This is a genomic window from Geodermatophilus sp. SYSU D00705 (assembly GCF_054050135.1).
The window spans coordinates 1-11978 of the sequence record NZ_JBJGYT010000044.1 but is presented as its reverse complement, the minus strand read 5'-3'; the positions used below and the strand labels follow the sequence as shown (position 1 = coordinate 11978).

Annotated in this window: 12 protein-coding genes and 1 pseudogene; 4 read left to right on the top strand and 9 right to left on the bottom strand. The window is 74.6% G+C overall.

All coding sequences use genetic code 11. From position 1 onward, the window contains the following. Positions 1-57: 57 nt before the first annotated feature. A pseudogene (locus tag ACI78Q_RS21695) lies at positions 58-894 on the top strand (YhjD/YihY/BrkB family envelope integrity protein); the annotation flags it as partial. Between the two features lie 23 nt (positions 895-917). Here ACI78Q_RS21695 and ACI78Q_RS21690 read toward each other — a convergent pair. The 7 genes from ACI78Q_RS21690 to ACI78Q_RS21660 all read right to left on the bottom strand — a co-directional run bounded on the left by ACI78Q_RS21690 (position 918) and on the right by ACI78Q_RS21660 (position 8841). Further along, complete coding sequence (locus ACI78Q_RS21690) at positions 918-3344, bottom strand: transglycosylase domain-containing protein (RefSeq protein ID WP_456925532.1); 2427 nt, start codon at positions 3342-3344, stop codon at positions 918-920. Between the two features lie 114 nt (positions 3345-3458). Then, entirely contained in the window at positions 3459-4133 is a 675-nt protein-coding gene (locus ACI78Q_RS21685) for an acVLRF1 family peptidyl-tRNA hydrolase (protein WP_456925531.1), read from the bottom strand. Further along, positions 4130-4549, bottom strand: a complete 420-nt coding sequence (locus ACI78Q_RS21680; RefSeq protein ID WP_456925530.1) for a rhodanese-like domain-containing protein — start codon at positions 4547-4549, stop codon at positions 4130-4132. The genes ACI78Q_RS21685 and ACI78Q_RS21680 overlap by 4 nt, the downstream gene beginning before the upstream one ends. 7 nt (positions 4550-4556) lie before the next feature. After that, complete coding sequence (locus tag ACI78Q_RS21675) at positions 4557-5771, bottom strand: MFS transporter (RefSeq protein ID WP_456925529.1); 1215 nt, start codon at positions 5769-5771, stop codon at positions 4557-4559. A 184-nt stretch (positions 5772-5955) separates the two neighbouring features. Then, complete coding sequence (locus ACI78Q_RS21670; RefSeq protein WP_456925552.1) at positions 5956-7761, bottom strand: phosphoenolpyruvate carboxykinase (GTP); 1806 nt, start codon at positions 7759-7761, stop codon at positions 5956-5958. A gap of 235 nt (positions 7762-7996) precedes the next feature. After that, a complete protein-coding gene (locus tag ACI78Q_RS21665) occupies positions 7997-8515 on the bottom strand; it encodes an SRPBCC family protein (RefSeq protein WP_456925528.1) in 519 nt (172 codons plus the stop codon). Further along, entirely contained in the window at positions 8512-8841 is a 330-nt protein-coding gene (locus ACI78Q_RS21660) for an ArsR/SmtB family transcription factor (protein WP_456925527.1), read from the bottom strand. The genes ACI78Q_RS21665 and ACI78Q_RS21660 overlap by 4 nt, the downstream gene beginning before the upstream one ends. A gap of 73 nt (positions 8842-8914) precedes the next feature. On the opposite strand from ACI78Q_RS21660, the gene ACI78Q_RS21655 reads away from it, so the two are divergent. From ACI78Q_RS21655 to ACI78Q_RS21645, 3 genes are all read left to right on the top strand, one after another. After that, complete coding sequence (locus ACI78Q_RS21655; protein ID WP_456925526.1) at positions 8915-9154, top strand: hypothetical protein; 240 nt, start codon at positions 8915-8917, stop codon at positions 9152-9154. A 77-nt stretch (positions 9155-9231) separates the two neighbouring features. Then, complete coding sequence (locus ACI78Q_RS21650; protein WP_456925525.1) at positions 9232-9474, top strand: acyl carrier protein; 243 nt, start codon at positions 9232-9234, stop codon at positions 9472-9474. A gap of 90 nt (positions 9475-9564) precedes the next feature. Then, the gene (locus ACI78Q_RS21645; protein WP_456925524.1) at positions 9565-10524 is read left to right on the top strand and encodes an NAD(P)H-dependent flavin oxidoreductase; all 960 of its coding nucleotides are present in this window, start codon (positions 9565-9567) and stop codon (positions 10522-10524) included. Here ACI78Q_RS21645 and ACI78Q_RS21640 read toward each other — a convergent pair. Together ACI78Q_RS21640 and ACI78Q_RS21635 are read right to left on the bottom strand one after the other, a co-directional pair. Continuing rightward, positions 10521-11225 (bottom strand): DsbA family oxidoreductase, encoded by a 705-nt coding sequence (locus tag ACI78Q_RS21640; RefSeq protein WP_456925523.1) that lies wholly within the window; start codon positions 11223-11225, stop codon positions 10521-10523. The genes ACI78Q_RS21645 and ACI78Q_RS21640 overlap by 4 nt on opposite strands. A 124-nt stretch (positions 11226-11349) precedes the next feature. Next, a complete protein-coding gene (locus tag ACI78Q_RS21635; RefSeq protein WP_456925522.1) occupies positions 11350-11727 on the bottom strand; it encodes an FKBP-type peptidyl-prolyl cis-trans isomerase in 378 nt (125 codons plus the stop codon). Positions 11728-11978 lie beyond the last annotated feature (251 nt).

Genomic DNA, 11978 nt, shown 5'->3' with positions numbered 1-11978 from the left:
TGACGCGCACACTAATGCTCGTGACAGACGTAAGTCAACGGATCGCAGGCCGAACGCGTGGCGTGCACCACTGACGCGGCGGAAAGCGCCCGGACCTGGTGGCATGGGCCGGTGGACCTGCGCCGGGAGACCCGTGCCCTGCTCCGGGCCGCGGGGCAGCGGCTGCGCGGCCGGGACCTCGCGCTGATCGCCGCGGGGCTGACCTTCTACGCCGGCGTCGCGGTGGTGCCGCTGCTGCTGGTGGCGTTCCGGCTCACCGCGCTGCTGAGCTCACCGGAGACCGTCCGCGAGCTCAGCGACCGGCTCGGGGACCTCCTGCCGCCGCAGCTGGGCGCCCCGGAGGCGCTGCGGGCGCTGGCCCGGGCGGGCGTGGGCATGGGCGTGCTCGACGTCGTCCTGGCCCTGCTGCCGCTGTCGCTCTACGGCGAGGGGCTGCGGCGGGCGCTGCTGCGGTTCACCCCCAGGCAGGACACGCTGACCGGCTGGCGCGGGCGGCTGCTCGGCCTGCCGCTGGCGGCGGCCACCCCGCTGCTGCTGTACCCGCTGCTGCAGGCCGCCGCCGCGATGGCCGACTTCACCGAGCGCGGGCACCGGCTGGGCAGCATCGCCGTCGGCTACTACTCGGTGCTGTTCGCGCTCACCGTCCCGCTGCTGTGGGGCTTCGGCGTCGTCGCGGCCGGCCGGCTGCGGTGGCCGGCCCTGCTGTCCGGCGCGCTGTTCACCGCCGCCTGCCTGTCGGGCTTCCTGCAGGGCTTCGTGCTCTTCCTGTCCCTGCCGCTGGCCCTGGGGGCACCGTTCGGCGGCCTCACGGTCGTCGGGGCGGTGGTGGCGATCAGCCTCTGGCTGTTCCTGCTGCACCTGGTGCTGATCGGGGGGTGGCTGCTGACCCAGGCCCTCGACGAGCGCGTCCGGTCCGGTCAGGCCGGCGCCGGCTCCTCGGGTGCCGGGGGTGCGGGCTCGGCCGGCTGGGGGGCCGGATCGGCCGGGGGCTCCGCGGGCTCCGCCGGGGGTTCCGCCGGGGGCTCCGCGGGCGGTGCCGGCTCCTCGGGCGGCGGCGCCGGCGTGCCCGGCGCCGGGCGCTCGGGCGCCGGTGGCGGTGGCGGTGGCGGTGCGGGGCGCGGCTCGACGTAGTCCGCGCCGTTGCTCACCAGGATCGACACGACCTGGCCCGGGACGGCACGGCCGCCGCGCGGCGGGCTGGTGCCCAGCAGGACCCCGGCCGGGCGGGCACTGTCGACCCGCACGGTGGTGTGCTCGAACCCGGCGTCCGACAGCGCCGCCTGGCAGGCCCGCACCGATCCGCACCCGGGGACCGCACGCGTGTTGCCGTTCTGCACCACCTCGTCGGGCGGCGAGAACTCGCCGCTGCCCCGGGCCTCCAGGATCGGTGCCATGGCGTCGTGCCACACGGTGGCCGCCTTGCCACCGCCGAACCCGCCGACGTTCTGCTTCCGCTTGGGGTTGAACACCATCACGCTCGCGGCGATGTCGGGGGTGTATCCGACGAAGGCGATGGAGTCGTTGTCCTGCGAGGTACCGGTCTTGCCGGCGATCTGGTGGCCGGGGACGTGGGCGCGGGCCCCGGTCTGGCCGGGGTTCCCGGGCGCGACGTCCTTGACCAGCATGTGGTTGAGGGTGTTGGCCACCCCCGGCGGGATCGCCTCGGGGGTGCACCGGTCGCCCACCTCGATCGGCTCGCCGTCGGCGTGGGTGGCGGGGTCCCCGTGCTGGTCGAGGACGGCGGTCACCGGGACGACGTCGCACTGGGTGCCGCTGGCCGCGAGGGTCGAGTACGCGCTGGCCAGGCCGAGCGGGCTGGTGGCCTCGGCGCCGAAGGTGAACGACCCGCGGTTCTCGTCGATGACCTGCTGCGGCAGCGCGGGGTCGCTGAACTGGAACAGCCCCATCCGCTCGGCCATCCGCACCGGCTCCTCGACGCTGCCGAGGGCGTCCTCGAGGGCGAGGAAGTAGGTGTTGGACGACTGGTAGAGCGCGGTCGTGAGGTCCAGCGTGGAGCGGTACGTGCCGGCGTTCTCGACGTCGTAACGGCGGGCGCCGTCCCGGTAGACGCGGGAGACGTAGGGATCGCCCGTGGTCAGCGTGTAGTAGCTGGAGTACCCGCGGGCCAGCGCCGCGGCGGCGGTGAACACCTTGTAGGTCGAGCCCGACCCCTTGCTCGGGGCGACGTTGAGGTTGAACGACTCCTGGGCCGGGTCCTCCTTGTCGTAGCCGAACACCCGGTTGACGCTCATCGCCAGCAGGTGCCCGGTGCCCGGCTCGACGGCGGTGAACGTGCCCGCCAGGGAGTTGCCCATTGACAGCGTCTCCAGGACGGCGGCGTCACCGGCCCGCTGCAGCTCGACGTCCAGGGTGGTCTGGATGACGTAGCCGTTGTTCTCCAGGTCCGCCTGGGTGAGGCCGAGCTCCTGGATCAGGTACCGCTGCACGAAGTCGCAGACGAAGGGGCCCACGCTGGCCTCGACGCAGCCGCGCGGCGGGGCCGGGGCGGGCGCCAGGCCCAGCGGTGCGGCCTGCGCCGCGGTGGCCTGCTCGACGGTGACGTAGCCCTGCTCGGCCATGCGGGAGAGGACCTCGTTGCGCCGCTGGGTCGCCGCCTCCGGGTTGGTGAACGGGTCGTCGGCGGTGGGGCTCTGCGCGAGTCCGGCCAGGAGGGCCGCCTGCGGCAGGTCGAGGTCCGCGGCGTCGATGCCGAAGAAGGCGCGGGCGGCCGGCTGCACGCCGTAGGCGTTCTGCCCGAAGTACACGATGTTGAGGTAGCGGGCGAGGATGTCGTCCTTGGAGTAGGCGTCCTCCAGCGCCAGCGCCAGCCGGGCCTCGCGCAGCTTGCGGCCCACGGTCTGCTCGGTCGCCGCCTGGCGCTCCTCGGGCGTGATCGCGGTCTGCAGCAGCGTCTGCTTGACCAGCTGCTGGGTGAGCGTCGACCCGCCCTCCTGCACCCCGCCGGCGGCGAGGTTGGTGACCAGCGCGCGCAGCGTGCCCTGGACGTCGAGACCGTGGTGGTCGTAGAAGCGGGCGTCCTCGATCGCGACCATCGCCTGCTTCATGACCTCGGCGATCTGGTCGTGCGCGACGGGGGCCCGGTTCTCGTCGTAGAAGTAGGTGATCGGCTCACCGTTGGCGGCCAGCAGCACGGTGTTGGCGGCCGGCGGGTCGATGGTCAGCTCGGTGGGCAGGTCGCCGAGCAACCCGGTCGACCGCTGTGCGGCCACGGCGGGCCCACCGACCCACGGGAAGAGGAGTGCTGCGACCAGGGCCCCTGCCGCGACGATCGTGGCGGCCAGCTTGAGCAGCGTCCTGACCCGTGCGTCCGTGCGCAGGTCCATGGGCCCCCTTCCGTGGAACGCCCCACTGGAACAGGAAACGTGGTGGTCCACAACCACCCGCGCCGTACGCGCCCGGCCTCGATGCCGAAGCGTGAGGTTGCGGTCACCGCGCGGTCAGGCCGACGGGTGCTCGCCGGGCTCCACGATGTGCACCCGCACCGCCCGGAACTGCTCCGGCGTCGCCAGCAGCACCGCCTTGGTCGGCTCCCCCACCTCCAGCGCCGGCTCCCGGCGCAGCGCCGCCAACGCCTGGAGCCGGGGGTCGGCCAGGACGGCGTCGACCAGCCCGCGGTCGCCGCCGGGGAACAGGGCGGCCACCTCGCCGGCGTGCGGCAGCAGCACCCGGACGGCGGTGTCCGCGGCCGCCGTCACCACGGCGTCGGTCTGGTGCCCCCGGCGGCGGGCGAACCGCTGCTGGCTCCACCCGCCGGCGGCGGTGCGGCCCTGCACCTGGCGGGCGTCGACCTTGGACACGACCAGGTCCGCGCCGTCGAAGACGCCGACCGCCCAGCGCCCGCGGCGGACCAGCAGGACGGCGGCCCGGTGCGGCTGCCGGACGCCGGCCGTGAACGCGCTGAGCAGGGCCGGCCCCGGCCGCCAGTCGAACGGCGCCCGCAGGGTGAGGGTGGTGGTGTCCGCGCAGGTGAGCCGCACGGCGCCGTCGGCGTCCTGCGTCACGTCGAGGAAGCTGCCGTGCCGCTCGGCGACGCCGTCCAGCCAGCGGCCCAGGCGCTCCGGCGGCACGCCGAGGGTGCGGCCACCCCCGGCGGCGGGTCGGGCGCGGGTCATCCGGCGGCGGCGTCGTCCCTCGTGGTGGGCAGTCCCGCCGCCCGCCAGGCCTGGTAGCCGCCGACGACGTCCGTGGCGCGGGAGAGGCCGAGGGCGCGCAGCGAGGCCGCGGCCAGGCTGGAGGAGTAGCCCTCGTTGCAGAGGACCACGACCTCCACGTCGTAGCCGGTGGCCTCGGGCAACCTGGCGTCGCTGGCCGGGTCGAAGCGCCACTCGAGCACGTTGCGCTCGACGACGAGCGCCCCCGGCACCTCGCCGTCGGCCTCCCGCTGCGCGGCCGGCCGGGTGTCGACCAGCAGCGCCCCGGCGGCCATGCGGGCGGCGGCCTCCTCGGGCTCGAGCCGGTCGAGACCGCTGCGGACGTCGGAGAGGACCTCGTCGATGGTGCGTGCCCCCGCGGGGCGCCGGCTGCTCATCGGCCCATCATCGGGCCATGGCCGGAACGGCGGCGTGCTCGGCCGGCACGTGCAGCACCCGCTGGGTGGCGCCGACGGTGACCGCGGCGATCGCGGCGGCGATCGTCGCCACGAGGAAGGCGGCGTTGGCGCCGATGGCGTCGACGATCTTCCCGGCCACCGAGGTGCCGACGGCGACGCCGACGGCCAGCGCGGTGCCGATCCAGGTGAAGGCCTCGGTGGTCGCCGAGCGGGGGACGAGGAGCTCGGCGAGGGTGAACGAGCTGATCAGCGACGGTGAGACGGCGACCCCGGCGACCACCACGAACGGGATCATCAGCCAGATGTCCTCGATGAGCAGCAGCGGGATGCTCAGCACCGTCAGCATCACGAGGGCGACGGCCAGCCGCAGCCGCAGCGGCTGGCGCCAGTGGATCGCCCCCCACCCGATGCCGCTGGCCATCGACCCGAGGGCGAGGGCGGCGATCAGGACGCCGGACAGCGACTTGGCGCCCACCTCGTCGGCGAAGGCGACCAGGGCGATCTCCAGGGTGCCGAGGATCGCGCCGACCGCCGCGCCGACCACGAACAGCACCCGGATGCCGGCGGCACGGATGGCGGCCGGCCCGGTGCGCGCGGCGTGCCCGTGCGGCGGGGGCTCGGTGGCACCCTGCGCGGCGAACAGCAGGCTGCCGACGACGGCGAGGGCGAAGGCGGTGACCACGCCGCTGGTGGAGTGCCCGGTGGTGGACAGGAAGGTGACCAGCACCGGGCCGACGATGAAGACGAACTCGTCGAGCACCGACTCCATCGCCAGGGCGGTCGGCAGCCGGTGCGTGCCGCGCAGCAGGTGCGTCCAGCGCACCCGGATCATCGAGGAGACCGGGGGGATGCAGGCGCCGGCGACCCCGGCCGAGACGAAGACGGTCCACAGCGGCCAGCCCTGCTTGACCGCCGGCAGGAACACGCACCCGGCGGCGACGAAGAGGGCGACGACCGGCAGCAGGGTGCGCCGCTGCCCGTGCGTGTCGGCCCAGCGGCCGATGAGCGGCCCGGAGATCGCGGTGGTGACGGCCCCGGTCGCGGCGACGACGCCGCCGAGACCGTAGGAGCCGGTCTCCGACGCGATCAGCAGGACCGAGCCCAGACCCACCATCGACAGCGGCAGCCGCCCGACGAACGCGGCCAGCACCATCGGCAGCGCGTGCGGCGTGCGGAGCACGTGCAGGTAGGGATTCGGCACGGGACCTGTCGTCTCAGGTGGCGGTCGGTCGAGGGGTGTCGTCACGCTAACCGACCCGACGGACCGTGGCCGGGCGGCCGGCATCGGGCCTGGTCAGCCCGCCTGCGGACACGAACGGGCCCCGCACCGGTCGCCGTTGACCGGTGCGGGGCCCGTCGAGCCGGCTTCGACAGCCGGCGCCGGCTCAGGCGAGCCGGTGCTCCAGGATGGCGAGCTCGTCCCACATCGTGCTGGGCAGCTTGTCGCCGAACTTCTCGAACCACTCGGTGATCTGCGGGATCTCCGCGCGCCACTCGTCCTTGTCGACGGCGAGGGCCTTCCGGACCTGCTCGTAGCTCAGGTCCAGGCCGGAGACGTCCAGCGAGTCCGCGGTGGGGACGTGCCCGATCGGCGTCTCGACGGCGGCCGCGGTGCCCTCGAGGCGCTCCACGACCCACTTGAGGACCCGGCTGTTCTCACCGAAGCCCGGCCACAGGAAGCCGCCGTCCGCGTCGCGACGGAACCAGTTGACGTAGAAGATCTTCGGCAGCTGGGCGGCGTCGTGGGCCTTGCCGGTCTCGACCCAGTGCCGGAAGTAGTCGCCGGCGTTGTAGCCGATGAACGGCAGCATCGCGAACGGGTCGCGGCGGACGACGCCGACCGCGCCGGTGGCCGCGGCGGTGGTCTCCGAGGAGAGCGTGGCCCCCATGAAGACGCCGTGGTTCCAGTCGCGGGCCTCGGTGACCAGCGGGATCGTCGTCTTGCGGCGGCCGCCGAAGAGGATCGCCGAGATCGGCACGCCCTGGGGGTCGGCGTACTCCGGCGCCAGGATCGGGCACTGCGTGATCGGCGTGCAGAACCGCGAGTTCGGGTGCGACGAGGGCTCGTCGCTGTCCGGCGTCCAGTCCCGGCCCTTCCAGTCGGTGAGGTGGGCGGGGGCCTCGTCGGTCATGCCCTCCCACCAGACGTCACCGTCGTCGGTCAGGGCGACGTTGGTGAAGACCGAGTTGCCCTTCTCGATGGTGCGCATGGCGTTGGGGTTGGTGTCCCAGCCCGTGCCCGGGGCGACGCCGAACAGGCCGTACTCCGGGTTGACGGCGTAGAGGCGGCCGTCGGCGCCGAAGCGCATCCAGGCGATGTCGTCGCCGAGGGTCTCGACGGTCCAGCCGGGGATGGTCGGCTCGAGCATCGCCAGGTTGGTCTTGCCGCAGGCCGAGGGGAAGGCCGCGGCGACGTAGTACGTCTTCTGCTCGGGGCTGGTCAGCTTGAGGATCAGCATGTGCTCGGCCAGCCAGCCCTCGTCGCGGGCCATGACCGAGGCGATCCGCAGCGAGTAGCACTTCTTGCCCAGCAGCGCGTTGCCGCCGTACCCGGAGCCGTAGGACCAGATGGCCCGCTCCTCGGGGAACTGCACGATGTACTTGGTCGAGCTGCACGGCCACGGCACGTCGGCCTGGCCCGGCTCCAGCGGGGCGCCCAGGGAGTGCATCGCCGGCACGAAGGACCGGTCCTCGCCCATGGCCTCGAGGATCCGGCTGCCGATGCGGGCCATGACCCGCATGGAGACGACGACGTACTCGGAGTCGGTGAGCTCGACGCCGAACATCGGGTTCTCCGCCTCGACCGGGCCCATGCAGAACGGGATGACGTACATCGTCCGGCCACGCATGCACCCGCGGTACAGCTCGGTCATGACCGACTTCATCTCGTCGGGCGCCATCCAGTTGTTGGTCGGCCCCGCGTCGGCCTCGTCGACCGAGCAGATGTAGGTGCGGTCCTCCACTCGCGCCACGTCGCTGGGGTCCGAGGCGCACCAGAAGGAGTTGGGCTTGGCCTCCAGCCGGGTGAAGGTGCCGGCGTCGACCAGCTTCTGGGTGAGGCGCTCCCACTCCTCGTCGGTCCCGTCCACCCAGACGACCTGGTCGGGGGTGGTCAGCTCCGCCATCTCCCGCACCCAGGCCAGCAGCCGGGTGTGGGTGGTGGGGGCGTTGTCGAGACCGGGGGTGGCCACAGAAGTCAAGACGTCTCCATCCGTCGGGTACGCGGGGGCAGGGAGCCGCCGACGTGGGTGCTGCTCAGTGGGGTCCGGCCCGCCGTACGCCACGGGCGCCGGCCGGGAAACCGTGCGCCGAAGGCTACCGGCGCACGTCCGGACTGTAACCGTGAGACAGATTACGTATAAGACGTCTACCCGAAGGGACCGAAGGCCCTGGCCACGGGGGCACCACCCGGTCGGGGGACGCCGCTCAGCCGGCCCCGCCGCGGCCGTAGAGCGGCCCGACCCGGGCCCAGAAGGGCTCCCACTCTCCCGGCCCGGCCGCCCCGGTGACCTCCGCATCGAGCATGTCGAGGTACCAGTGCCACCCCCCGGCGATGTCCCCGGCCTCCATCCCGGGCGCGAGCGCCTGGGTGAACACCAGCGTGGTGGCGTCGCCGTCGGAGGTCAGGTCCAGCTCGACCCGCCAGCCCTGCTCCTCCGCGGTCCACTCGACGACCAGCCGCCGGGGCGGGTCGCACTCCACGATCCGCACGGCCGAGCCGGCGTGGTCGCCCTCCTCGTGGGTCATGGTGAAGGTGCCGGTGCCGCCCGGACCGCGCTCGCCCTCGTACCGCCCGATCCACCGGGCCAGCCGGTCGGGCTCGGTGAGCGCCGACCAGACGTCGTCCACCGGGTCGGGCCACGTCCGGCGGAACTCCAGCCGCTTCGTGCCGTCGGCACCGGCGCTGACGACGCCACGGCGGGCGTGCAGGTCCTGCTGGGTCATGTCGGGCCTCCGCCCTGCCTGGCCCGCCGGCCGCGGGCGATCTCGGTGTCCAGTGCGTCCAGCCGCTGGGCCCACAGGTCGCGGTAGGGCTCCAGCCACTCGTCGAGCTCCCGCAACGGGCGCGGGTCGAGCGCGTAGAGCCGCCGGCGGCCCTCGACGCGGCTGGAGACCAGCCCCGCCTCCCGCAGCACCCGCAGGTGCCGGCTGATCGCCGGCCGGCTCACCGGGAAGCGACCGGCCAGCTCACCGGCCGCCAGCTCGCCCCGCGAGAGCAGGGCGACCAGCTGCCTGCGGGTGGGGTCGGCGAGCGCCGCGAGCGCCTCCACGGGTCATGCGTAACACATGTGTTACGCATTCGGCCAGGGGTTGGCGGGTGCCCCCGGCGGGCAGGGCCGGTCCATGACCGTCACCGATCCCGACGTCCCCGACCCGCTCAACGACCCGCGCACCCTGCAGGCCGACCCCGGCGCCTACGGCGAGGGCGAGGACCTCGCCTCGGGCGAGGACGACCCCGCCGTCAGCGGCGAGGAGGAGATGGCCGAGCAGGAGAACGTCGCCGGGCGCACGGCGGCCGACGACGCCGGCGGCGGGGACGTCACCGGCGGCGCGGCCGGCGCGATCGGCGCGACGTCGGACTGAGACTGATCGGTCCGTTTCGGAGCGCGCAGGGAGGGAACGAGAGTGCCCCCACACGGTTCCGAGACGAGGAGGCTGCCATGGCCACCGGTGAGACCGGCTTCGAGGACGTCACGTACGACCTGATCTCGGTGCAGTACCACTCGCTGAAGGCCGGGCACGACTACGGCCAGTACGTCCGCGACGCGGAGAACGCCGGGCTCGACGACATCGCGGGCTTCTTCCGCGAGGTCATGGCGGAGGACTCCGCACGTGCGAAGCGGTGCCACGAGTTCCTCCGGAAGATCTCCGGCACCGCGCAGGGCGGGCCCGCCACCCAGTAGTCGAAGGACCCCCTCCCACCCACCCCTCGCGAGCTCGGGGCGGTGCCCTGGAGGGGGCCGTCCGGGCACGAAGACGCCAGTATGGGCGGCGTGATCCGGACGCCGCTCACCCGCTGGTTCGACCTCGCCGCACCGGTCGTCGGCGCCCCGATGGCCGGTGTGGCCGGCGGGGCGCTGGCCCGCGCCGTCTCCCTCGGCGGCGGTCTCGGGATGATCGGCGTGGGCAACGCGACCACCCCCGAGTTCGTCGCCGAGCAGGCCGCGATCCCGGCCGCCGACGACCTGCCGTTCGGCATCGGGCTGATGGCGTGGGTGCTCGAGACCCGACCGGAGCTGCTCGAGGCGACGATCGAAGCGCGACCGGCGCTGGTCTCGGTCTCCTTCGGCGACCCCGCACCCGCGGTCGGCCCGCTGCACGACGCCGGGATCGCCGTGGCCACCCAGGTCAACACCGTCGCCGACGTCGCCCGCGCCTCCGAGGCCGGCGTCGACGTGCTGGTCGCCCAGGGCACCGAGGCCGGCGGGCACACCGGTCACCGCGCCGCGCTGCCGCTGCTGCAGGAGGTGCTCGGACTCACCGACCGGCCGGTGCTGGCCGCCGGGGGCATCGCGACCGGCGCCGGGATGGCCGCGGCCCTGGCCGCCGGCGCCGCGGGGGTCTGGATCGGCACGCCGCTGCTGGCCTGCCCGGAGGGGCTCAACTCACCGGCGGCGCGGGCCCGGGTCACCGCCGCCCGCGGCGAGGACACGGTGCTCACCCGGGCCTTCGACGTCGCGCAGGGGCTGGCCTGGCCGGAGCGCTGGCCCGGCCGCGCCCTGGTCAACGAGTTCAGCCGCACCTGGCACGGCCGCGAGGCGGACCTGCCCGGGCATCCGGACTGCGCGCGCGTGGTCGAGGGCCGCCGGACCGGTGACCTGGACGCCGCACCCCTCTACGCCGGGGAGTCGGTCGGCCTGGTCACCGCCGAGCGGCCCGCGGCCGACGTCGTCCGGGAGCTGGCCGAGGCGGCGGAGCAGCGGTTGCGCGCGGTGGCGGAGCTGCTGGACTAGACCGCGCAGCTGTCGTCGGTGCAGCCGTCGGCGGCGGGCACCGTCACCAGCGGGTGCGCGTCGGCCCAGGCCCGCTCGAGCACCTGCAGCAGCAGCTCCGCCGGCTGGGCGCCGGCCGCCCCGTACTTCCGGTCGACGACGAAGAACGGCACACCGGTCGCGCCGAGGGCCTGCGCCGTCCGCGCGTCCTGGGCGACGGCGTGGCGGTGGCGGGAGTCGGCGAGGGCGGCCCGCACCTCGGCCTCGTCGAGGCCGACCTCGACGGCGAGCGGGACGAGCGAGTCGACGTCGAACACCGACCGCGCCTCCTCGAAGTGGGCGTGCAGCAGGCGCTCCTTCATCTGCCCCTGCAGGCCGTGCTCGGCGGCGAGGTGGATCAGCTCGTGGGCCAGCCGGGTGTTGCCGCTGACGCCGTCGGCCAGGGAGTACTGCAGGCCCTCGGCGGCGGCGGTCTCCTCGACGTGCCGCATCGAGGCGCGCATCTCCTCCTCGCTGCGGCCGTACTTGGCCGCCAGCGCGGGCAGCGTCGGGTGTGTCTCCCCCTCGGGCGCGGTGGGATCGAGCTGGTAGGAGCGCCAGACCACCTCGACCTGGTCCCGGTGGGGGAACCGCTCGAGCGCGGTCTCCAGCCGGCGCTTGCCGATGTAGCACCACGGACAGACGACGTCGGACCACACCTCGATGCGCACGTCGCCGGTCAACCGCGCACCGCCCGCGGTCATTCCGGCCGGTGCGCCTGGACCTGGGCGCGCCCGTCCCCCGGGCGGCCGGTGCCCATGCGTGGCGGGTCGCCCGGTGACGCCGCCGGTCACCGGGCGACCGCGCTCAGCGGACGCCGACCAGGTCGACGACGAAGACCAGCGTGGCGCCGGGCTTGATGACGCCGCCCGCGCCGCGGTCGCCGTAGGCCTTGTGCGGCGGGATGGTGAGGCGGCGGCGACCACCCACCTTCATGCCGGCGATGCCCTCGTCCCAGCCCTGGATGACCATGCCCACGCCGAGCCGGAACTCCAGGGGGTCGCCGCGGTCCCAGGAGGCGTCGAACTGCTCACCCCCGTCGTGGGTGACACCGACGTAGTGGGCGCTCACCAGGTCGCCGGCCTTGGCCTCCGGACCGTCGCCGACGACGAGGTCCTCCATCACCAGGTCGTCGGGCGCCGGGCCGGTCGGCGGCTCGACGTCGGGGCGGGTCAGCTCGGCCACGGGGTCTCCTCGGGGTGGGGGTGCCGGGTCGGTCCCGACGGGTCGTCCCCATCCAAACAGCGGCCGGGGCCGGTCGCCGCCCGGGTCGGAGGAGCGCCGCGGCCCCGGGGACGCCGCCGGCCCGGGGGGGGGGGGGGGGGGGGGGGGGGGGGGGGGGGGGGGGGGGGGGGGGGGGGGGGGGGGGGGGGGGGGGGGGGGGGGGGGGGGGGGGGGGGGGGGGGGCGGGGGCGGGGGGGAGGCGGCGGCGGCGG

Coding starts and splice junctions, on each gene's coding strand:
- ACI78Q_RS21690 (WP_456925532.1), bottom strand. CDS start 3,344: ATGGACCTGCGCACGGACGCACGGGTCAGGACGCTGCTCAAGCTGGCC.
- ACI78Q_RS21685 (WP_456925531.1), bottom strand. CDS start 4,133: ATGACCCGCGCCCGACCCGCCGCCGGGGGTGGCCGCACCCTCGGCGTG.
- ACI78Q_RS21680 (WP_456925530.1), bottom strand. CDS start 4,549: ATGAGCAGCCGGCGCCCCGCGGGGGCACGCACCATCGACGAGGTCCTC.
- ACI78Q_RS21665 (WP_456925528.1), bottom strand. CDS start 8,515: ATGACCCAGCAGGACCTGCACGCCCGCCGTGGCGTCGTCAGCGCCGGT.
- ACI78Q_RS21655 (WP_456925526.1), top strand. CDS start 8,915: ATGACCGTCACCGATCCCGACGTCCCCGACCCGCTCAACGACCCGCGC.
- ACI78Q_RS21650 (WP_456925525.1), top strand. CDS start 9,232: ATGGCCACCGGTGAGACCGGCTTCGAGGACGTCACGTACGACCTGATC.